This window comes from Desulfitobacterium sp. LBE (assembly GCF_007830365.1).
In the GTDB taxonomy this organism is placed as follows: domain Bacteria; phylum Bacillota; class Desulfitobacteriia; order Desulfitobacteriales; family Desulfitobacteriaceae; genus Desulfitobacterium; species Desulfitobacterium hafniense.
The window spans coordinates 4,624,925-4,645,972 of the sequence record NZ_VLKD01000001.1 but is presented as its reverse complement, the minus strand read 5'-3'; the positions used below and the strand labels follow the sequence as shown (position 1 = coordinate 4,645,972).

Below are 21,048 nucleotides of genomic sequence, written 5' to 3'. Positions count from 1 at the left end.
TATTTGCCATTTTATGAAGGTAACTTTTGTAACTTATATTACTATCTGAAAATAGCGAGAGGGTTGCCGTAGTACGACAACCCTCTTGCTATGCTAAACATGAGTCATATAGAGGAAAACTCCTATGCATAATTATGCAAATCCCAAGTTCCCCTTCATTCGTAAATGAATGCAAAGCCAATCTATAAGCCGGGTTCTGTTCCTTCCTTTCAGAAGGTGATGATCATCTATCTGGGACCGTTGTTACCAACGGCCTCAAGCGACCTTACCCGGAGACAAAAACGGGCCGTTTTATAGTCTCCCTATTCGGTCTTGCTCCAAGTGGGGTTTGCAGGGCCAGCCTGTCACCAGGCTGCCGGTGAGCTCTTACCTCGCCTTTCCACCCTTACCAAACGCTCAGTCAGTCATCGGACCGGCCGCTGTTTGGCGGTATATCTCTGTTGCACTGTCCTTAGGATTTCTCCCACTGGGCGTTACCCAGCACCTTGCCCTATGGAGCCCGGACTTTCCTCAGAAGCAACCTTTCGGTTCTTACTTCCGCGACCATCTGATTAACTTTGCTTAACTATCTTACTTGATTCCGGCCTTTTGGTCAAATAGATTTAAATGGATCAATAGCCAACCAACTAACTTTTAGCGAAACTTTTCCCTGATTGACGCAATTGCTCCATTTCAGCATCAATATCCATAAGGGATGTCAGCAGTTTGGCTTTATTCTCCGAACCTTGCGATAGTTGCTTTAAAATGCGGTCCCGCTCTTGGCGTAAAAATTCTGTCCGACTCATGATGTAGTCCTCCTTTATATTTCCATTTCGTATAATTCTCGAAAACAATGTATTGACTCCAAAAATGTATTGGTATTAGAGGAAACTTTCAATAATTAAAGTCTAACATATTTTTTGTATCTGAGTCCGTGATTCGAATCACTCTGCTAAAAAGCCCTGCTCTTTTTTAGTTTTTACTTTATAATATTTAGAACTATTTCGGATTTCTCATGATATTATTCTACATCAAAAGACTTTGCCTGTCAATAATTTATATTCATAATATTCAGTATTTTACTGCTATCGGAAAGTCATGACAGTGTCCTTACGTAGCAAAAAGGGCACTCCTATTAAAATAGAAATGCCACCGCACCCTCTAACTATTCAATTCCCTCCATGGGCTTTTCATTTTTTGACTGATGATCACCTCAACCCCTGCCAGGGCTTTCTCTGCTTTTAAATGCTCCGCCAGGGTCTTCGCCATAGGAATTTCGCCCCAGAAGTGCCCCATATCCATGATGGGCAGCCCTGCTTCAAGGGCATCCAGGACTTCATGATGATCCACATCCCCGGTGATTAGGAGGTCAGCTCCTTTGAAAAGGGCTTGGGAGATAAAGCTTCCGCCGCTGCCATTAACAATGGCTATTTTGCGAAGAATCTGTTCCGGGTTTCCAGAAGCGCGCACCTTGGGTTCCTCTGCTAAGGAGGCAGGAGCAAGCTTTCTCAAACCGGCGGATAATTTACGTGCAAAACTGCCCAGGCTCTCAGGCACCTTTAAATAACCGATGACACCATAACCCCGGCTTGCTCCCCTATTGTAGAGAGGGATTAAATCATAGGCCGGCTCCTCATAAGGGTGTGCTTTCAGCAAGGCTTTCACTGCACGGTCGATGCGGTTCTCCGGCAGAATGCTTTCCAGCCTTATCTCCTCTACCCGCGTCAATTCGCCAACCTCACCAATAGTGGGATGAGCATCATTCAAAGGACGGAACATCCCTGTTCCCACCACCGTGAAAAAACACTCCGTATACTCAGAAGCATGAGGTCCGTCGGTGATGCCTTCCCCGACTCCAACGTTTACGAGAGCCTGGCGAACTGCCTCGGCATGGTCTTTAGGAACAAAGGTTACCAATTTGACGAGTTTTTCCGCATGAGTTAGCTTAAGATATTCCATCTTTTCCAACTCTAAGGCCCTTCCCAGACTCCAGCTGGAAGACAGGAGGGACTGGTCCAAATTGGTATGGGCGGCATAGTAGGCAATTCCTGATTGGATCATTTGGATCGGCAGTCTTGCGCTTTGGTTGTCAGAGCGGAGATTTTTCAGGGCTCTGAACAGGATAGGATGATGAGCTACGATGAGCTGCACATCCTTTTCCCGGGCTTCCTGCAGAACTTCCGGCGTGGCATCCAAAGCCACCAGAATCCGCTCGACAGGAGCGGCAAAATCCCCTACCAGGAGCCCCACATTGTCCCATTCCTCAGCCCAGGCTTTGGGGGCAACCCTTTCAATGATCTGGGCGATTAAACCGACGGAAACAGGCATTTCACCAACTCCTCCACTACTTTGATGGACATGATATACTCCTGAATGCGCTTTTGCACTTTCTCCCGGCTGGACTTTTGCATTTCAAGGATGGTTCTCCGGAAGGTTTGCACCTGCTCAAGGATCAGCACTTTAAGTTCTTCACCGGGATCTTCCAAAGCAAGAGGACCCCATTCCCAGATCCATTGAGTGAGGATGCATTCGCTCAGTTGTGAATCATCCGACACCGCACCAACCTGATCGAGCCACTTCTGCATTTTGCACTGCAGCTCCGCCAGGGTATATCCTTCCCGGCGTGAAAAATGCATCACGCCGTAGATTCGGCCTTCCTCAGCCACATACTCTTCCCGCTTCATCCGCCAGCCTTCTTGCAGCAAGATCAGGCGCACTTTCCCCTCAGCCCCCTGGGGTTGGAGAATGAGCTCATTAACCTGAGACATCACAGCCGGCCGGGCGGCGAAAATCTCCAGCATCGTATTTCCGCCCATCCCGGCTAAGGTGAGAGTATCCACTTCCCCCGCCTGAATGGGCTTTAAACCATCCCCATACCGGACATCAATGACCGGTTGCAAGCCCCGGCTTGCGATGGCAGAGCAAGCAGATCGATAAGGCCCTTCGTGCACATCCACTGCCACAGCCTTGATAATCTTGTGATTTTCCCAGAGAAATATGGGCAAATAGGCATGATCCGTTCCGATATCTCCCAGCCGGGAGCCTTCGGGAACAAATGCAGCCACACGTTGAAGGCGTGGTCCTAAATTCACGGAAACAGCCATAGGTTAACTCCTTTCCATCAGAGGCTAGCACTCACCAACAAGAAGCTAGCGCTTATCAACAAGAGGTTATCACTCATAGAAAAATAGCGAGATGCTTCATACATCTCGCTACGTTCGTTCTTAAGTGGTGACCCGTACGGGATTCGAACCCGTGTTACCGCCGTGAAAGGGCGGTGTCTTAGGCCGCTTGACCAACGGGCCTGGATTTCTATACGAATCTCATGGCTCGTGCCTCAGGTTTCGTATATGGTGGGCCCACTAGGATTCGAACCTAGGACCAACCGGTTATGAGCCGGCCGCTCTACCGCTGAGCTATAGGCCCAATAAAAAAATGGCTCCCCGAGCAGGACTCGAACCTGCAACCTACCGGTTAACAGCCGGTTGCTCCACCATTGAGCTATCGAGGAATGCCCTTCGCAGAGTTTATTATACGAGATTCGTATTAGCTAGTCAAGCTTTATATTTGAGTTTTTTATTCCAGGTAATCCTTGAGCTTCTTGCTGCGGCTGGGATGGCGAAGCTTGCGCAGAGCTTTGGCTTCGATCTGGCGAATCCGTTCCCGGGTTACGCCGAATTCCTGGCCTACTTCCTCTAAAGTCCGGGTCCGGCCATCATCAAGGCCAAAACGCAAACGCAGAACCTTTTCTTCCCGGGGAGTCAGGGTCTCTAAGACCTCTTCCAATTGCTCTTTCAACAGGATAAAGGAAGCTGCCTCCGAAGGGGCCGGGGCATCTTCATCAGGAATGAAATCTCCTAAATGGGAGTCTTCTTCTTCCCCAATCGGTGTCTCCAAGGATACCGGCTCCTGGGCAATCTTCATAATCTCCCGGACCCGCTCTACAGAAATATCCATTTGTACAGCGATCTCTTCAGGGGTTGGTTCACGTCCTAATTCCTGCAGAAGTTGGCGTGATACCCGAATCAGCTTATTGATGGTTTCCACCATATGCACAGGTATCCGAATGGTTCTTGCCTGATCGGCAATAGCCCTGGTAATGGCTTGGCGAATCCACCATGTGGCATAGGTTGAGAACTTAAAGCCTTTGACGTAATCAAATTTCTCTACAGCCTTAATCAGTCCCAGGTTACCTTCCTGAATCAAATCCAGGAAAAGCATCCCCCGGCCTACATAACGTTTGGCAATGCTGACAACGAGGCGCAAATTGGCTTCAGCCAAACGGCGTTTAGCGCTCTCGTCCCCTTGTTCCATGCGTTTGGCCAGTTCAATCTCTTCTTCAGCAGTAAGAAGGGGGACGCGGCCAATCTCTTTAAGGTACATGCGGACAGGATCATCGATTCCTACCCCTTCAGGAATGGAAAGATCCACATCCACCTCTTCCTCAACATCAGGGTCATCCACATCATCGGGGATTTCGTCCGTGACCTTTTCCAAGGCTTCCACTTCACCCGCTTCAGGGATGATATCAATCCCCATCCGGCCAATCTGTTCATACACTTCATCAATCTGTTCGGCTGTGAGCTCAATTCCTTGGAGGGTATCCATGATCTCCCGGTAGGTTAAAGAACCTTTTTTCTTGCCCTTTTGGATCAGTTCTTTTACCGCATCGACCTTCAATTGGTCATCATTCATAGATTCCCCTCCTTTCTTGGTTTCTGTTTTTTGTGTGCTCATGACCTTACTTTTCGCCACTTCTCAACCGCTCTCCTATCTCTTTTAACAGGGCTAAAGCACCTGTCAAATCGCCGGATTTTTCTAATTCAACCATTCGAGCCTGAAGCTCTTCCACAGTTTCTTCTTCGCTCATCGAATGAATCTGTTTCATGCAATCATGAAAAAGTCGTTGCGGGTTGGCTAGTTCCATGTCTTCCAGCATGATCTGGGCTACTTTGCTTTGCAAAGGGCCCGATTCCATACCCGACAAAGCTCCATTGCCGATACAGCGCGCTTTTTCAATATAATCAAATATCTGCTGATGATACGCTACCTTCCAAAATCCCTCGACCCATTGATCCTTGAATTCTGAGACAGGAATTAATTGTTCAAGCAAAAGACGCAACAAAACTCGCTCAGCTCGAATCACTCCATCAGGAACTGACGCTCCGCTCGGAGTCGGATTTGCACACCTATTGATATTATCCCTGTTTTTTACAGAAATATCCTGTTTGTTACGAAATAATTCCTCTCCAGAGGCCTTTTTCGAAGGTTTCCGGTCAAATCCTGCAATTTCCTCTTGAACCCTATCTAAGGTCAGACCCAGCTCCAAACTCAAAAACCGCTCATACCCTTCCCGCTCGACAGGACTTTGCACTTTGACGATATCCGGTGCTAATTCTCGGACCAATTCTGCTTTCTCCGGAGCTGATAGGGTTGGCTTCGTTTGGACATGGACCTGATATTTAAATTGAATATAGGGTTCCGCTTGAGCTAACGCTTTATTAAATTCTTCCACTCCGAAGGTTTTAAGATATTCATCCGGGTCCTTAGCCCCGGACAGCCTTAATATATCTACCCGAAAACCCATGTCCTGCAATAGCTCACCCGCCCGAAGGGTTGCTTGAGTGCCGGCCTGATCCGAATCATAAACAACCACCACACGCCCAGTGTAGCGATGGATCAGTTTTGCCTGATCCCGGGTTAAGGCCGTTCCTAAAGAAGCTACTGCATTTTTGAAGCCTGCTTTTTGTAAGGCGATAACATCCATATAACCTTCCGCCAGAAGAGCAAATCCGTGTTCCCGGATCCCCTGGTGAGCTCGGTGCATTCCGTATAAATGATGTCCCTTATTAAAAAAAGCAGTCTCTGGTGAATTCAGATATTTTGGTGTAGAATGATCTAAGACCCGCCCGCCAAAGCCAATGGTCTTGTGACGGGAGTCAAGTATGGCAAATATTACCCTTTTTCGAAAACGGTCGTAAAAGCCACGGGACCTTCCCTCCGACTGGTCTCGCTCTAAGGCAAGCCCGGCTTGAGCTAACTCCTGGGGGCTTACTCCCCGGGCGCTGAGGGCCTCAAGCAGTCCGTCCCATCGATCGGGGGCATAACCTAAACGAAATTGCTTGATGGTCTCCTCGTCCATCCCTCGCTGCTGAAAGTACTGCCTTCCAGGCTCTCCTTCAGGTCTATGCAGCAGGACCTCATGAAAATAACCCGTTGCCCAATCGTGAATCTCTTCCCAACGACGTCGACGGGTTTGTTGTTCTTTCTCACGGGGTGAAAGCTCTTTTTCCGGGAGAACAATACCGTGTTTTTGAGCTAAATGCTCCACCGTTTCGACAAAATTCCAGTTTTCCTTTTTCATTAAAAAAGAAAATACATTACCGCCCGTATGGCAACCGAAGCAATAAAAAATCTGCTTGTCCGGGGTCACCGTAAAACTCGGGGTTTTCTCCGCATGAAACGGACAGAGACCCAGGTAATTCTTCCCTTTCCGTTGAAGCCGTACGTATTCGGAAATTGTATCCACGATATCGGAACGCAATCTGACTTCTTCAACGATCTCCTCAGGAATTCTGTAGTCCACTGCTTGTAATTCGCCACCCCTATGCCATATTTTTGACAGATTGTCAAGATAATAATACATTTATTGTTTCGCCAAAAAACTCAAGAATCCTCTTTTTCACTTTCCCTTTAAAATCAGACTTTTTTGGTGTACAATATATAGTCTAGATATATTTAGAGTCTATAAATATTATTCTACCTTCCTTAACTATTTCCTCCTTTATTTCGACTTTTTCTTTCTTCTCATCGCTATCTGCGCCACGACAAACGCATGAAAAATATCATTAATAAAAAGCAAAAAGCATGGTAAGATCTTCCTAAGGAATAGGAGGAGATTGCCATGAAGGAACTATTCAAAAGAATAGAACAGATCAACGACCCAAGGCAGGCCCACAAAACAAAGCACAAACTCATGGACATCGTGGTTATCGTCTTATTTGGAATGCTGGGGAATGCGGATACATGGGAAGAAATACAGATTTTTGCAGTATCCCATGAGGAGCTATTACGTAACTATTTAGACATCCCTCATGGAATACCGTCCCACGACACACTACAGCGAGTGATGGGCTTAATTACTCCAGAGACCATGGGGGGAATACAAGCAGCATGGAATGACATGTTAAGCCGCGGGGAAGGAGAAAAGCTCAAGAAAATCATTAATATCGACGGAAAAACCATGCGCGGAAGTAGGGTCAATGAAACACGGGCTCTGCATGTCGTGTCTGCATGGTCCAAAGACGACGGAGTATGTTTTGGACAAAAAACAATCCAAGAAAAAGAAAATGAAATCCTAGCCATCCCGGAATTGCTCAAGACTCTAAGCCTAAAGAACAGCGTGATCACGATAGATGCCATGGGAACTCAAACCAAGATTGCAGAACAAATCGTAAACCAAAAAGCGGATTATGTCTTAGCGGTCAAAGAAAACCAGGCCAATTTATATAAGGACATCGCGCTTTACTTTGAGGAAGAAGAGTTTAAAAAAGGGTCAGGACATACAAGAACCCTAGAAAAAGCCCGGAGTCAGATGGAAAAGCGGGACTATTATCAAAGTGAAGATGTTTCATGGCTAGCGGACAAAGAACGATGGAAAGGGCTCAAGAGCATAGGAATGGTCGTCAAAACCATCGAAAAACAGGGAAAAGTCACAGAGGAAAAGCGATATTATATCAGCAGCCTGCCTGTCCAGCCAGAACTCTTTGCCAAAGCAGTGCGAGGACATTGGGCCATAGAAAGTATGCACTGGCAGTTGGACGTAACCTTTCGAGAGGATAACAACACAACCTTGGATAAAAATGCAGCATTAAATCTGAATATATTGCGGAAAATGTGTTTGCCTATCTTGAAGCTATTAGATATAGGAATGAGAGCTTCATTGAAAAGTAAGCGGTATGCCTTTTGTTCCAATCCTGCCAAATATATGGGTCAAATTCTCAGTATGTAATTTTTTAATGGGCATACATGGAGCTATGTGGATAAAGATTTTCATGCGTTTGTCGTGCTATCTGCGCCCGTATTGCTTTTCCTCCTCTGCTTTTCGTGCTAAAATGGAATCAATGCTTAAACTTTATACATAGATGAGTCAGGCTGCACCATGATCCTAAACTTCAAAAATGACTCAGAAAGGTGGACTGTCCTATGTGCAAGACTAAATTCCGCTGTTTGATGATCGCATTTTCCATATTCCTCTTAACCTTTGGCTTAGTAGGCTGTGGATCCGATGACACCACGAAGAATACTCCCCCACCCCCTCCCCCCAATGTAAATGATCCCCAGAACCCCGACCCGGTTGAACCGGCTCCCGCAGAGACCGTGAAAGTTACGATGTATTTCCCTACGTCGGATGCAACAGGTCTTGCTCCCACTGAGCGGACAATAAACGTGGCCAAAGCAGCAAGCGAAGAAGTTATCGCCGGAATGTTCAAGGAGTTCGCAAATCCTCCTTCAGGTTTAGTGGCTCCCCTCCCAAAGGATACCAAGCTTTTGGATGTTAAGATTAAAGACGGTGTCGCCACCCTTAATCTGTCCCATTCCTTCAGAGAGAATTTCGAGGGCGGGGCCACAGGAGAAGAGATGGTCCTCTATAGCATTGTCAATTCCTTAACCACCCTTGAGGATGTGGATTCGGTGGAATTCCTTTTAGAAGGGGAACTTAAGGCAGCTATTCTCGGCGGTTTGGATACATCAACACCTGTAACGGCCAATGAAAGCTTAATTTTGAAGTAACATTCGTATTTAAGAGAGTGCCGCCAAACTACTTTTCAGGTAGTGGGCGGCACTCCTTTTTGCTGGCACTAAAAAAGGTCTGTCTTTTGGCGACAGACCCTGGATTATTTCGGCATGCACCTCTTAATATCTGGGAACAAGGAATTTTTGAAAGAGATCAATAGCGTAGTTATCAGTCAGCCCGGAGATGTAGTCCACTACGGCTTTGACCGCATCACCCCCGGCCCAAACCAGATATTCCTGAGGGAGAAACTGTAGATTTTTCATGTAATAATGGAATAAAGCCTGGACAACATATTCACCTTTACGCCGCTCCTCACGGAGGATCACGCTGTTATAAACCCGTTCAAACATAAACACCCGGAACTCCTGCATAGCCTCCGCAACTTGGGAGGATTGCCGGATAGAGTCTTGGTTCTGGGAGCTTTCGATCATATCCACTACCATCGTAGTGATCATACGGCTGGGACTATCCCCCAGAGTAGACACCACCTTCCCGGGGAGCTCTCCCTGGTGAATGAGCTCTGCCCGCAAGGCATCATCATAATCATGGCAAAGGTAGGCAATACGATCCCCGGTCTTGACGATCTGCCCTTCGAGGGTATAGGGGACCCCCTTCCCTGTATGATGGATCACCCCATCCAGAACTTCCTGAGTTAAATTCAACCCTCTGCCCTCCCCGGTGAGAACCGTGAGGATACGGACGGATTGTTCGTTATGCTCAAAGCGCCCGATCAGCTTGGCAATGGCCTCTTCTCCCACATGACCAAAGGGGGTATGCCCCACATCATGACCGAGGGAAATGGCTTCGATCAAATCTTCGTTCAGACTTAACCCCCGGCCAATGGTGCGGGAAATCTGAGAAACCTCCAGACTATGGGTCATCCGCGTCCGATAATGATCCCCGCTGGGAGCTATATAAACCTGGGTCTTATGCTTAAGCCGCCGGAAGGGTTTGCTATGCAAAATCCGATCCCGGTCCCTTTGGAATTTGGTCCGGATAGGGCATTCTTCCTCTTCCCGTATTCTTCTGGCTGCACTGCTTTTGGCGGCATAAGGCGAAAGCCGCTCCCCTTCTTCCCTCTCTATACGGGTTCGAATCGTCTCTGTCACACACACTCCTCCTTTGAGGCATGGCTTATGCATTTATTATAGCACGTAGGGTGGACAGAGAATAGAAAGGGGGCTTTAAATTATCCCCATGTTTTGAAGTAAGGCACCGATAATCAGTATCCAAATAGCTGCTAAGGCTGCCGCCACCAGTTTATCCCCTGAGCTTAAGGGGGGTTGTTCCCTTTTGCTTTCACCTTTTTGACACCCTGAACAAGCCCGGCTTGCCGCAACCTCTTTTTTCATCCCACCCTCTTCAAGCGCTTCTCCTTCTACCGGGCCCAGTTCTGCCCAGCCCGGTTCTTCCTCCCCTTGACGTTCTTCTTTTTCTGTCTTTCCCTCCTCCGGCTCCAGCTTGTTTCGGAAGAGCTGCTGCCCTTTTCGTTGGCCGGAAGCAATAAAATCCAAAAGCACTCCCATAGGACAGAAACAGCGGCACCAAAAACGCAGTATAAAAATGGCGAACAGTAGAATCAAGAGCATCATCATCCACTGTGAAGTATTGCCGTCCCCATCAAAAAATACTGAAAAAGGCTCAAAGCTGGCTATGCCGGGATTATTGAAGAACAAGGCCAGCATAGCAGCCAGCCACAGGAACAACCAGCGGCTTTTACGAGCACCGGAGATCAGCTGAGAGTTAGGGCGGTAGTCGGCCAGATTCAGAGCCTTGTACAAACCTTCTTGAACCGCTCCGAAAGGGCAAAGCCAGGAGCAGTAAAAATTTCTCCCCCATAGCAAGGTGACCAACAGAACCCCTATAACAATCACATACCAAATGGGCCGTTCCGAAAAGGCGGGCATTTTCAGAGCAACGATACTCAGATAATTGCCGATGGTCAAGGAGGAATTTTCCATAAACCCGAATACAAAGACCGTCGCCACCAAGATCCAGGGGCGCAGTTTCTTCATGTTGCGGGCAGAGGCCAGGATTGCCACAAGAAGCATCAGCAGGACAAGTCCATCCTGCCATTGAAAATGGAAGGTTTTCAGATGGGGTACTGTCAGCCCCAACTGATTCTTTCCTACCTGAAACATACCCTTTTCCACGGCTAACATGATCCCATCCGTGGTGCGTGTTGCACCGCTGACACTATCAATATCCTCATGGGCCGCCAAGGGCTGAGTTACGGTTTTGCCAATCAGGTTCTCCGGATAGCCGGCTTCCAGGACCTTGCGCAGATAGAGGGGGGTTTCCGAGTCTTCGACCAAGACTGCGTTTTTCAGAGTGCCCTCCTGATTCACATTGATCAACAGGGTGATGGGACCGCCATAGCCTGAGGCACTGGCAATAACCCCATAACTCAGTAAATGTCCAGCCTGATCGTATAACCCATAGGTCTTATAAATACCTTCCAGCTCTTCATAGTGGGTTGCAGCCGGTTCTCCCTGCTGCAGGAGAGCTAATATATCCTGTTTGTCGCTTATCTGTTGATAGACAGAGGTCACAAGTAAAAGAAAGCAGGCGAGAAAAGGGAGGATCACCCACCCCCTCACCTTTTCAGCTTGAGTGGTGATCATCATGGCACAAACTTTCCAAAGAGTTTTTGGCGAACATCCGAAAGAATGTCTTCCGGAGAGGGTTCTTCCTTACACCAGTAACATAAATCATTCTGACTGGTGATAGTTTCTGCTTCACAAAGCTTGCATTTTCCCACTGAGGCCTTGAAGATGGATTGTTCCTCGTAAGGTGCGGCATTGGGTAAACGATCCCGAAGAATCGCTCGGGTTGGACAGGACAGCATACAGATGCGGCAGTCTATGCAGTGCCCACCAGTGAAGGAATGAATACACTCCTTCCCTTCGACCCGAATCTTCAACGCTTGAGTAGGACAATACCTGGCACACATGCCACAGTTCACACATTCGGTGCTCATTTGGATAAAAGGCCAATAAGCAGGACTTCCTCCTTCCTGATAGTTACGGAAATAACTATCTTCGAGACGCTTCTGCCAATCAGGCAAGGCATTGATTCTTGCCCTTTTTTTGTTTTCTTCACGACCAGGCGCTCCCTTTAGCTCCTTGTGCTGCTCCTGATGCTTTCGGCCCATTAAGGTTAAAAACAGATCCCGGCGGGAAGTTACCTTTAATCCTGAGGATACGGCCTGAAGCTTTTTGCGCTTTTTAGCTTTATCCGCAGTATAAATCAGAGTGAAATCCGGAGTATGGCCGGAAGCTTCCAGCCATTCCATAGCTGTTTCCAGGGCAAACTTGACTCGCTCGATACACGATTTCAGCGGACAATCATGACACTCATCCAGACGCAGCTCCACTCCGGTGAGCAAACCTAATTCATACCAAGCTCCTTTGGACAAGGCGCTTAAGCAGGTGGGAATCTGCACCGCTCCCTTCTCCTTATCCTCTTTACTAAGATAGGGAGCCGAATGTGAGCCACAGAAGATCTGAGTGATTTTTGCTCCCTGCTCTTCCACATCTGAGCGAATTGTGGTTTCATCCCATTGGGAAGAACTGAAAACCTGAGTAGGGCAGTCGGCAAAGCACAGTCCGCAGCCGAGGCAGCGCTCTTGGATCAGATAAATTTGCTGATTAGCGAGGATTAAAGCTTGTCCCGGACAGCGGGAAACACAATGGCTGCATTCCACACCATTGTGCTGCTGATTCAGACATCGATTTGTGTCAAGCTGCATAGTTGCACCGTGATTAAAAAGCATGCTTCCCACTCCTTTGTTCATTCTAAGGAATTTTGTTTATGCACTTAACTGAGGATATATCGCCATGACTTAAGCAAGTATTTTGCTCAGCCCTACTTGTCCTAACCGGCATAACCCTTGATAGAATGTAAGTCCGGCTTCACATGCCAGTTTATCAAAAAATGCCCGGCACCATTTATGGAGATGAAGGTCCGTGAACTCTTTAATCTGCTTTTCCAGCACCGCTAATTCCTCAGCGCTTTCCTCTTGTAAGGCCTTCCCCTTCTTAGCGTAGAGATACATCATAAACTCCAACTCCGTGGCCATATGATCGGCAGGTTCTGCGGATTGCTTAACAAGGCTGACCCCGGCACTTTTATAACAACGTTCGGCGTCAAGGGCGGCCGGGCTCATAAAGAGCATGACCCCTCCTTTGTCTTCAGAATTATGCACAAAGAGGGTCTCGTATATACTAACCGCCGGTTTCTTCGGATCATCAAAAAGCCGGGTATATTCCCGCCTCATCTGAATGAGGAAAGCGGTTACGTCCTCCTCGGTCGAGGCAAGGTTCTTTAAGGCTTCCCGGACTGAAGCAATCTCTTCCTGAGTGCAGGAAAGCTCCTCAAGAATGTAGAGGGCATCTCGTCCATAGCTGCCGTCCAAAAATGCCTGGGCCAATTCATGGTTAGGGAGCCGCAGGGAGATCGAGAGCAGTTGGAAGAAATCCGAGATCGTAAAAGCATTCATTGCATCTTGTTCTTGACGGTTATTACTCATTTTTATTCTCCTTTTTGTACCTTGACATAGTCCTATTTTAGCAAAGTACCCATCGTTTCTTCCATATCATTTGATATGCCTTTCACAATGCTGTTTAGGCTTATAAGCCGCACTCTATCCCTTTTATTTTATAATAACTCATCTCCTAAAGATGTCAGGAATACCAATAGGGTTTTGTCCAAAAAAACGCTACAGAAAGGGTAGAGGGCAGACTCCGGTCTGATAGCTAAGACATGGGACCTGCCCGCTTAATGCTTATTTTCTCCCGTACCAGCTTAAGATGATCATCCCCATAACTTCCTCCAGACACATTAGTGTTGCTAATGAATGCTTGAATTTGTAGTGATTTCTAGGCACAAAAAAGATCTCCCCTGCGCTTTTTGAGCGAAGAGGAGATCTTTAGAAATTACATCATTCCAGGAATAGCTGACTATCGATTTTACAAAGCCTTTAAAGCCTCCTTGATCTGCTCCAAGGCTTTCACCAGTGTCGAACGATGGCAAGCAAAGTTAAAACGCAGAAAACCTGCTCCCTCTTCTCCGAACCAGCGTCCCAAATCCACAGCCACTTTGGCCTTCTCAATGATCAAGGCATCGATTTGATCCGCCGTAAGACCTGTTCCCCGGAAATCAAACCATACCAAATAAGTTCCTTGAGGTTTAATAATGCGAACTCCTTGCAGGTGCTTCTCAGTATAATCCAGGGCATAATCAAGATTACTCTCGACCTGCTCAAGAAATGCCTTCAAGTAGTCTGCACCATGAGTATAGGCAGCCTCTAAAGCGATAGTACCAAATATATTGATGTCCCGCCCCTGATTGATCTCCAATTGTTCAATATATCTTTGGCGAATCCTTCGTTCGGGAAGAATGACCACTGAAGTCTGTAACCCCGCTAAGTTAAAGGTCTTGCTGGCAGAATAGGCAGTTATGACATGTTGATTAAATCGTTCATCCAGCATGCCCAGGGGGATATGACGGCTTCCCTTCAAAATCAGGTCGGAGTGAATTTCATCGGCAAAGACAAGCACCTGATGCTTAAGGCATAATTCGCCGATTTTAGTCAGGTCCTCTTCAGACCACACTCGTCCCACCGGGTTATGAGGATTGCACAAGATGAACAGTTTTGTTTTGGGATCTTTAAGCTTGTGCTCAAAGTCCGCAAAATCAATTTCATATTGTTCTGCTTCTTCATCTAGGAGCAGGGGGTTTTCAATAACCCTCCGTTTGTTCTTTTGGATTGTATTTTTAAAAGGGTAATATACGGGGGGCTGGATGAGCACCCCATCCCCTTCCTGGGTAAAAGCTTGAATAGCATGGGTAATGGCAGGGACTACCCCGGTCGTGGGCACTATCCATTCCGGATCAAGCTGCCAGCCATGCCGTTGGAAAATCCAGCCCGTGACTGCCTGATCAAAGGACTTCCCCTTGCCTTTGGGATAACCAAAGATACCAAATTCAGCTTTAGCTACGATAGCATCGATGACCTCCTGAGGTGCTCGAAAATCCGTATCGGCAACCCACATTGGAATACAGCCCTTGGCGTCCAAACCGGGAAAACGATTCTCAAAAGCATCCCATTTCGTGCTTTCCGTTCCGTAACGATCAATATATTCATCAAAATTGTAACTCATCGCCCCACTCCTTTAGCAATTCAATTAAGGGTATCAACAATGCATAGTTCTTATGCGCCCAACCCCAGTTTAAAACATAGTATTTATATATGAATTATATACTTTTTACAGAAAAAGTGTCAAGATCCGTTTCAGCAACGAATTCAGCTCAAGAACTTGAGAGCAGTATAGCTGAGCAGCGCTGCTCCAATGGGCAACGCTCCCTCATCCAGGTCAAATTTGGGATGGTGAAGGGGAGGATTGGGTTGCCCCGGAAACCCAGCTCCTAAATAGATATAAGCAGATGGCACAAGCTGGCTAAAGGATGCAAAATCATCCCCTAATAGAACAGGTTGGGCAGCCAGAGTATGATCTTTTCCCAGGATTTCTTCTCCGGCTTCCTTGATCAATCGGATCACTCCTTGATCATTGATCAGGGTTTTCACTTCTGAGCGGAAATTTAGTCTATAAGCAGCTCCATAAGCTGAAGTGATAGAGCGAAGAAGATTTTCCATAATCTGACCGGTGCGGCTCATCAACTCGTCCCCAAAGCAGCGCACTGTCCCCTCAATAGTGACTTTTTCGGGAATGATATTGGATTTTTGCCCGCCATGAATCGAGCCTATGGACAAAACAAAAGGCTCCATAGGGTCAATTTGAGCCGAGGGGATGGTTTGCAGGGCTTGAATACACTCTGCAGCTACCAAAATCGGATTAACCGAATGCTGTGGCAATGCCCCATGGCCGCCTTTCCCCATAATTTCTATAGTAAAATAAGCCACTGAGGCAAAGAAGGGGCCCTCTTTACAGCCCATTTGGCCTGCAGGTAACTCCGGTGTGACATGGAGACCCAGCGCTGCGTCCACATGGGGATTTTCCAAGACCCCTTCTTCGATCATCCGGTCCGCTCCCCCGATAGGAGATTCTTCACTAGGCTGGAAAATCAACTTGATACTGCCGGCAAGAGAGTCCTTCAGGCCGGACAGAATTTCTGCCGCACCCAGTACAACGGCTATATGGGCATCATGGCCACAAGCATGCATGACTCCCGGTGTGGCGGAGCAAAATCCATGCTCGGCCGCTTCCTCGATCGGCAGTGCATCCATATCGGCGCGGATAGCCAGGGTCTTTCCCGTTTCTCTTCCCCGGAGAAGTCCCACGACCCCAGTGCTCCCGACATTTTCGGTGACTTCACACCCTAATGCTCCAAGCCTGTCCGCTATATACTTTGCCGTTTTATACTCCTGCAATGCCAATTCAGGTTGCTTATGAATATCCCGTCTTATGGTTATCAACGTCTCTTCAATGGCATGTGCCGCCTTCATCACTTTTTCCAGCATAATTACTTCCCCCTCATTTCCTGCTTGATTACAATTCCAGCTTACTCTTCTCTGTCATATTACCATACATTTACCCAGTTTTTTACTCCTAAATATGACACATCTCACTTATATCCACCCGGAATCAAGTAATTTGCGAGTATCTTTTTGATGAAATAAAATAATCTATTAGCTGTCAATAAGCATTTTATACAATAAAAACGCTGAAGGCTCGCAAAAAACATAGTGTTTATGCGGGCTTTCAGCGTTTTACATATTTTCCTTACTTTTATTTGCCCACTCCGAGATTCAGCTTGCTTAATCCCAGATTCAGAAGCAATGCTCCCAAAGAAATGATACCCAAAGACAAACCAATCTCAATCAAGGAGGGCACATATGGGCCTGTTGTCCCCCCATAAACCGGCGGGCCTGCATAGGTAATGAGGGGATTAAATAATTGGGCCTGCAACAGGTTGGATTTGATAAGATAGATCGCTACCAAGGCCAATATAGCACCGATCAAGATTCCCCCTGCCTTGGATGAGGTATCCTGCTTGGCCAGAACCACGATGGCGGCCACCAAGGTCACCATTTCCGCCCAGAATCCGACCGCTCCTTCTCCACTGACCAGCCAGAGGAAGGCGGCATGCTCTTCTCCCCCTCCGGGATAAAGGCCGATAAGGATTTCACCCACGATGATGATCAGCTCGATGCACAGCAGAACAGCTGCCCCTTTCGCCATCTTCGCCATAAGCCCCATGGGCATCTCCATATAACCCCTCTTATTCAGGATGGCTGCCAGAATCATCTGCACGGACAAGGCGGCCACTAAGGCTGCGATTAAAAAGGATAGGGGCTGCACCGGAGTATTCCACAGGGGACGGGCGATTTGGAAACAGAAAACAAAGGAGGTGACTGTGACCAAGAGCCCGGCGATGAAGGCGATGACAGCAATGGGTTTCAGAGATCCTTCAGCCTTTTTGCCTTCGTGGACCAAGATCAGCTGACGGGTAAAGAGGATGGAAATCACCATATAAGAGGCCAGCATCAGGAAGTCCCAGAACATCGGTGAAGTCAAATTGCCGCTGGTAATGAAGAGCCAGGCCCGCTCCGGGTTGCCGATGTCCACGATGATGAAGAGGGAGGCGGCCACGATGCTGGACACTGCGCCCAGATAAGCGGCAATCCGGGTATAGGGTTTAAACTCAGCCAGCTTGAAAAGATAAGGAACTGCCGCAAAGAGCAGGCTTCCGGCGGCAACCCCAGTGAAGATCATAAAGCCGACGATGTAGAGGCCCCACATGTTATTCAGGCCGAGATTGGTGACCTGCAGCCCTTGGGTCAGCTGCAGCCCCCAGCAGATTGCACCGAGCACGGCAACAGCTGCAAAGATCATATTCCACAGATTGGACGGGGTCTTTTTGGTGGTTGGTACGACGGTCTTTGTTTGCACTGTCATGCTTACACCTCCTTTAAGTTAAATAGTAGACATGCGGCTTGGTGCCTTTTTCTTCGAGCAAATGGAAATAGCTGCGGCCTTTGATGGCCTTGCTGACATCGCTTTCCGGGTCATCGATGTCCCCGAAGTAACGGGCCCGTCCAATACACAACTCCATACAGGCCGGTTTTTTCTCTTCAGCCAACCGGTGAACGCAGAAAGTGCATTTGGATACGGTATTGTATTGATGCGGGGCAGTGTTGGCATCCCCTACGGCAAAGTCTACATGGTACTCGGGCTTTTTCCAGTTGAATTGACGAACGCCGCTGTAAGGGCAAGCCACCATGCAGTAGCGGCAGCCGATGCATTTATCATAATCCTGGATGACGATGCCATCTTCTTCCTGTTTATAGGTAGCCCCGACGGGGCAGGCTTTTACGCAGGCCGGATTAGCACAGTGCTGACAATTAACCGGCAGATACTCCAAGGTATTGTTCGGGAAGGTCCCGGCAGCTGTATCCATAGCTTCCCCACCTACGGTAAGAATACGGTTCCACCAAATTTCGTTGGGCAGATTGTTGGCCATTTTACATGCTACAGCACAGGTATGACAGCCTATACAGCGTTTTAGATCGATTGCCATGGCGTAACGCATCGTTTTTCCCTCCTAAGCTTTTTCTACTTGAACCAATACATCAAAAAAGGCACTGTTGGCACAGACGATATTCATCACCCGGGAGGTCAGATCCTGATAGTGCCCTTCGATGAATTCCTGTTTTTCCCGACCTTTCGGCAGGCTTAAAACACCAGGTTGAATTCCGCGATCCACAATGGCTTTAATCTTGACATAGCCCCGATCATTGTAGAGCTTGACGATATCACCGGTCTTAACATTGCGGGCAGCCGCATCGGCAGGGTTGATTTTCACAAAGGGTTCCGGGCTGAGTTCTTTGAGCATCGGGACATCCCACCATTGAGAGTGGGTCCGCCACCTTCCCTTGTCTTGGATCACCGAGAAAGGATATTTCTCATGGAGGGGATTCTCATGCCAAGCTTCCAGAGGCGGTTCAAAGTGAGGCAGGCGCTCTTTGGCTATGTCAAACACCTGATCATAATTATTATTGGGAGCAGGGGCCTCATTATAGATCTGGGCCCGCCCTGTAGGTGTGGCAAATACTCCACCTTCAGCATAAATATAGGGGTCTCCGGGCAAAGCCCTGAGTATTTTCTCTTCTTTAAGCTTCTCTAAGGTAATCCCTAATTTTCTGGCACCATCCGTATCCATCCACAACCGCATATAGTCCTCTTCATCCATGGCAAAGGCATCACTGCAGCCAAGTTTTTCCGCCAGCAATTGATAGATTTCAAAGTCCGATTTGCATTCATAGAGAGGCTCAATAGCCTTCTCCTGCAATATCACATAAGGATGGGTGCTGTAATTGACAAAAACATCATCCACTTCAAACCAGTGGGCTACAGGCAGCAGAATATCTGCATATTGAGCCGTTTCATTCATATTCAGATCGGCGACTGCGATAAAATCCAGCTTTTTCATAACTTCCAGGGTCGCTTTGCGCTCGGCGCCGTTGCCGATCTGATTGACATGGGTAAAGTAGATACCTTTCAAATCGATGGGGGTTTTACCATATATTTTCGTTTCCAGAATTTCAGTGAGCATATTAACAGGTACGGAAAGAGAGGGTTTCGCCCCATTGGGAAACATCGTTCCCGCCATATTGATCCAATCGGTGGCCAGGTTCTCACCCATGCCGCAAAAAGCTCCCGGTTTACCGAGATTTCCGGTGAGAATGGCTAAGATCGCCATAGCAAAATAGCCGTAATGGCCATTGACATAATGATCAATGCCGAAAAACTCATAGATTGCGGAAGGCTTATTGGTGGCGTAAAGTTCTGTGATCTCTTCGATTTGCGCTACAGGAATATTACAGATTTCCGCTGCTTTTTCCGGCGGGTACTCAGCAATGCGCTCCAACAGCAGGTCATAGGCTGTCGTAACCTTAACCCCATTGATAGTATAAGAGCCCCGCAACGCCGGGTTACTGACGGTATCGGCTGTTCCATAAGTGTCAGAGTCTTGGTTCCAGACAATTAGTTCATCCTTGGCACCTTCAGGGATATGGATTCCTAAATCACTTTGCCGCAAGAATTTGCCATCGGATTCCTTCACTAAGAAAGGAGCTCCTGTGGATTTCTTCAGAAAAGGTTCGTCCACCCAGTTTTCCCGGACCACAATATGCATCATCCCCAGAGCCAAAGCCGCATCTGAACCCGGCCTTACGGGGACAAAGATATCTGCTTTGGCAGCTAAGGCGTTGAAATTGGGATCAATGACGACAATTTTGGCACCTTTCTCCCTGGCTTCTAAAAAGAAATGGGTGCTTTGCTGCTGAGCCCCTACAGGATTAGCCCCCCAACAGAAAATCGTCTTGGCATTTTTTAAGTCCGCGGGTTCATTAGCTGTAACAAATGTACCTTGACCGAGAGCCGGTTTCGTTCCTTGTCCCCGTGCCATATCTACAGCTGCTGTAATATTCAAGGCACCGTTGGCATTTTGCAGGCGATTGATAGCGCTGCCAATCCCGACGCCACTCAGCACAGCATAGCTTCCCGAACTCCACATAACTCCAAAAGCATATTTGCCAAACTCATCCTGATAGCCTTTCCACTTCTGGGCGATGGTGCTGATGGCTTCATCCCAAGTGATTCGTTCCCATTTCCCTTCGCCCCGTTCCCCGGCACGTTTCAGGGGGTATTTCAGGCGATCCTTGCTATAAATCCTCTGGACATGGGTTAATCCTTTAACACAGATGCGGTTATATTCCGGATTCGGCATTTCACGGGCCGAGGTTCTTACCACTTTGCCATTCCGCACATGGATATTCAGAAAACATCCGCCTGCACAATTGCCGCGGCAAGCGCCGCTGAAGATTCGTTCTTCCTCTCCCGCTGCGGAAGCTTGTTCCTCATCAGCCAAAGCCGTCATAGCCGTTCCCCAGGGATTGGCAGCAACGACTCCCGCCGTGACCGCAGTTGCTCCTGATGCCTTTAAGAAAGTGCGGCGGGACAGATTAGGATTGAGGCTGTTCTTTTCTTGATTCATTTCATTCCCTCCCACTTAAGTTACACCACTGCTGCTCATATTTAGTGATAAATTGTACATTTGGTGCTACTTGTATTGTAGCAAGGGATCAAAACTGCTTCGATAGCATCTGATATTTTCCAGCGCTTCACTTGATACAAGTTTCTGTAGCAAATGATACATCCTTTTGTATCATTTGCTTCAATACATAGTGACCGGAAGTATGGTATTATTAATAGGCAGTGCAGATACTAAGCCTAAGGCATAGCCTC

16 protein-coding genes, 3 tRNA genes and 1 other RNA gene are annotated in these 21,048 nt (G+C 47.7%); 2 read left to right on the top strand and 18 right to left on the bottom strand.

From position 1 onward, the window contains the following. Window positions 1-169: 169 nt before the first annotated feature. The 9 genes from rnpB to dnaG all read right to left on the bottom strand — a co-directional run bounded on the left by rnpB (window position 170) and on the right by dnaG (window position 6,625). Window positions 170-559: RNase P RNA component class A (gene rnpB, locus DESLBE_RS21860), an RNA gene on the bottom strand. 67 nt (window positions 560-626) lie between these two features. Beyond that, window positions 627-785, bottom strand: coding sequence for a hypothetical protein (locus DESLBE_RS26695; RefSeq protein WP_005816331.1), 159 nt, complete (start codon window positions 783-785; stop codon window positions 627-629). A gap of 355 nt (window positions 786-1,140) precedes the next feature. Next, window positions 1,141-2,307 (bottom strand): Nif3-like dinuclear metal center hexameric protein, encoded by a 1,167-nt coding sequence (locus DESLBE_RS21855; RefSeq protein WP_058491207.1) that lies wholly within the window; start codon window positions 2,305-2,307, stop codon window positions 1,141-1,143. Continuing rightward, window positions 2,286-3,083, bottom strand: coding sequence for a class I SAM-dependent methyltransferase (locus tag DESLBE_RS21850; RefSeq protein WP_144678199.1), 798 nt, complete (start codon window positions 3,081-3,083; stop codon window positions 2,286-2,288). Before DESLBE_RS21850 ends, DESLBE_RS21855 begins: the two co-directional genes overlap by 22 nt. 125 nt (window positions 3,084-3,208) lie before the next feature. Beyond that, a tRNA-Glu gene (locus DESLBE_RS21845) sits at window positions 3,209-3,284 on the bottom strand. A gap of 46 nt (window positions 3,285-3,330) precedes the next feature. Then, a tRNA-Ile gene (locus tag DESLBE_RS21840) sits at window positions 3,331-3,405 on the bottom strand. Window positions 3,406-3,415: 10 nt separating this feature from the next. Next, a tRNA-Asn gene (locus DESLBE_RS21835) sits at window positions 3,416-3,490 on the bottom strand. Between the two features lie 65 nt (window positions 3,491-3,555). Beyond that, window positions 3,556-4,734 carry an RNA polymerase sigma factor RpoD gene (gene rpoD / locus DESLBE_RS21830; RefSeq protein WP_005816337.1) on the bottom strand — a complete coding sequence of 393 codons (1,179 nt, stop codon included), beginning with the start codon at window positions 4,732-4,734 and terminating at the stop codon, window positions 3,556-3,558. Then, the gene (dnaG, locus tag DESLBE_RS21825; protein ID WP_041272015.1) at window positions 4,721-6,625 is read right to left on the bottom strand and encodes a DNA primase; all 1,905 of its coding nucleotides are present in this window, start codon (window positions 6,623-6,625) and stop codon (window positions 4,721-4,723) included. Before dnaG ends, rpoD begins: the two co-directional genes overlap by 14 nt. Window positions 6,626-6,883: 258 nt before the next feature. Here dnaG and DESLBE_RS21820 point away from each other — a divergent pair, with 258 nt between their 5' ends. Together DESLBE_RS21820 and DESLBE_RS21815 are read left to right on the top strand one after the other, a co-directional pair. Beyond that, on the top strand, window positions 6,884-7,990 hold the full coding sequence (locus DESLBE_RS21820; RefSeq protein ID WP_144676889.1) for an ISAs1 family transposase: 1,107 nt from the start codon (window positions 6,884-6,886) through the stop codon (window positions 7,988-7,990). 194 nt (window positions 7,991-8,184) lie between these two features. Continuing rightward, window positions 8,185-8,772, top strand: a complete 588-nt coding sequence (locus DESLBE_RS21815) for a GerMN domain-containing protein (protein ID WP_035214582.1) — start codon at window positions 8,185-8,187, stop codon at window positions 8,770-8,772. Window positions 8,773-8,895: 123 nt separating this feature from the next. On the opposite strand, the gene DESLBE_RS21810 is transcribed toward DESLBE_RS21815, so the two are convergent. The 9 genes from DESLBE_RS21810 to DESLBE_RS21770 form a co-directional block, all read right to left on the bottom strand. After that, window positions 8,896-9,918, bottom strand: a complete 1,023-nt coding sequence (locus DESLBE_RS21810) for a deoxyguanosinetriphosphate triphosphohydrolase (protein ID WP_144678198.1) — start codon at window positions 9,916-9,918, stop codon at window positions 8,896-8,898. Window positions 9,919-9,960: 42 nt separating this feature from the next. Further along, a complete protein-coding gene (locus DESLBE_RS21805) occupies window positions 9,961-11,403 on the bottom strand; it encodes a 4Fe-4S binding protein (protein WP_144678197.1) in 1,443 nt (480 codons plus the stop codon). Further along, window positions 11,400-12,551 carry a 4Fe-4S dicluster domain-containing protein gene (locus DESLBE_RS21800; RefSeq protein WP_144678196.1) on the bottom strand — a complete coding sequence of 384 codons (1,152 nt, stop codon included), beginning with the start codon at window positions 12,549-12,551 and terminating at the stop codon, window positions 11,400-11,402. The genes DESLBE_RS21805 and DESLBE_RS21800 overlap by 4 nt, the downstream gene beginning before the upstream one ends. A gap of 69 nt (window positions 12,552-12,620) precedes the next feature. Further along, window positions 12,621-13,307: a molecular chaperone TorD family protein gene (locus DESLBE_RS21795; protein ID WP_144678195.1), complete on the bottom strand. Its 687-nt coding sequence runs from the start codon at window positions 13,305-13,307 to the stop codon at window positions 12,621-12,623. Between the two features lie 439 nt (window positions 13,308-13,746). Continuing rightward, the gene (locus DESLBE_RS21790; RefSeq protein WP_144678194.1) at window positions 13,747-14,940 is read right to left on the bottom strand and encodes a MalY/PatB family protein; all 1,194 of its coding nucleotides are present in this window, start codon (window positions 14,938-14,940) and stop codon (window positions 13,747-13,749) included. A gap of 143 nt (window positions 14,941-15,083) precedes the next feature. After that, window positions 15,084-16,259 carry a M20 family metallopeptidase gene (locus DESLBE_RS21785; protein ID WP_144678193.1) on the bottom strand — a complete coding sequence of 392 codons (1,176 nt, stop codon included), beginning with the start codon at window positions 16,257-16,259 and terminating at the stop codon, window positions 15,084-15,086. A 268-nt stretch (window positions 16,260-16,527) separates the two neighbouring features. Next, complete coding sequence (gene nrfD, locus DESLBE_RS21780; protein ID WP_144678192.1) at window positions 16,528-17,697, bottom strand: NrfD/PsrC family molybdoenzyme membrane anchor subunit; 1,170 nt, start codon at window positions 17,695-17,697, stop codon at window positions 16,528-16,530. Window positions 17,698-17,710: 13 nt separating this feature from the next. Then, a complete protein-coding gene (locus tag DESLBE_RS21775) occupies window positions 17,711-18,331 on the bottom strand; it encodes a 4Fe-4S dicluster domain-containing protein (RefSeq protein WP_144678191.1) in 621 nt (206 codons plus the stop codon). A 12-nt stretch (window positions 18,332-18,343) separates the two neighbouring features. Beyond that, on the bottom strand, window positions 18,344-20,797 hold the full coding sequence (locus DESLBE_RS21770) for a molybdopterin-dependent oxidoreductase (protein ID WP_144678190.1): 2,454 nt from the start codon (window positions 20,795-20,797) through the stop codon (window positions 18,344-18,346). Window positions 20,798-21,048 lie beyond the last annotated feature (251 nt).

Excerpts from the sequence above, each read along its gene's own strand:
- DESLBE_RS21820 (WP_144676889.1), top strand. The coding sequence starts at position 6,884 with ATGAAGGAACTATTCAAAAGAATAGAACAGATCAACGACCCAAGGCAG.
- DESLBE_RS21775 (WP_144678191.1), bottom strand. The coding sequence starts at position 18,331 with ATGCGTTACGCCATGGCAATCGATCTAAAACGCTGTATAGGCTGTCAT.
- DESLBE_RS21850 (WP_144678199.1), bottom strand. The coding sequence starts at position 3,083 with ATGGCTGTTTCCGTGAATTTAGGACCACGCCTTCAACGTGTGGCTGCA.
- DESLBE_RS21810 (WP_144678198.1), bottom strand. The coding sequence starts at position 9,918 with ATGCATAAGCCATGCCTCAAAGGAGGAGTGTGTGTGACAGAGACGATT.
- DESLBE_RS21790 (WP_144678194.1), bottom strand. The coding sequence starts at position 14,940 with ATGAGTTACAATTTTGATGAATATATTGATCGTTACGGAACGGAAAGC.
- DESLBE_RS21815 (WP_035214582.1), top strand. The coding sequence starts at position 8,185 with ATGTGCAAGACTAAATTCCGCTGTTTGATGATCGCATTTTCCATATTC.
- DESLBE_RS21795 (WP_144678195.1), bottom strand. The coding sequence starts at position 13,307 with ATGAGTAATAACCGTCAAGAACAAGATGCAATGAATGCTTTTACGATC.
- DESLBE_RS21800 (WP_144678196.1), bottom strand. The coding sequence starts at position 12,551 with ATGCTTTTTAATCACGGTGCAACTATGCAGCTTGACACAAATCGATGT.
- dnaG (WP_041272015.1), bottom strand. The coding sequence starts at position 6,625 with ATGTATTATTATCTTGACAATCTGTCAAAAATATGGCATAGGGGTGGC.
- DESLBE_RS21770 (WP_144678190.1), bottom strand. The coding sequence starts at position 20,797 with ATGAATCAAGAAAAGAACAGCCTCAATCCTAATCTGTCCCGCCGCACT.
- nrfD (WP_144678192.1), bottom strand. The coding sequence starts at position 17,697 with ATGACAGTGCAAACAAAGACCGTCGTACCAACCACCAAAAAGACCCCG.
- DESLBE_RS21805 (WP_144678197.1), bottom strand. The coding sequence starts at position 11,403 with ATGATGATCACCACTCAAGCTGAAAAGGTGAGGGGGTGGGTGATCCTC.
- DESLBE_RS21855 (WP_058491207.1), bottom strand. The coding sequence starts at position 2,307 with ATGCCTGTTTCCGTCGGTTTAATCGCCCAGATCATTGAAAGGGTTGCC.
- DESLBE_RS26695 (WP_005816331.1), bottom strand. The coding sequence starts at position 785 with ATGAGTCGGACAGAATTTTTACGCCAAGAGCGGGACCGCATTTTAAAG.
- DESLBE_RS21785 (WP_144678193.1), bottom strand. The coding sequence starts at position 16,259 with ATGCTGGAAAAAGTGATGAAGGCGGCACATGCCATTGAAGAGACGTTG.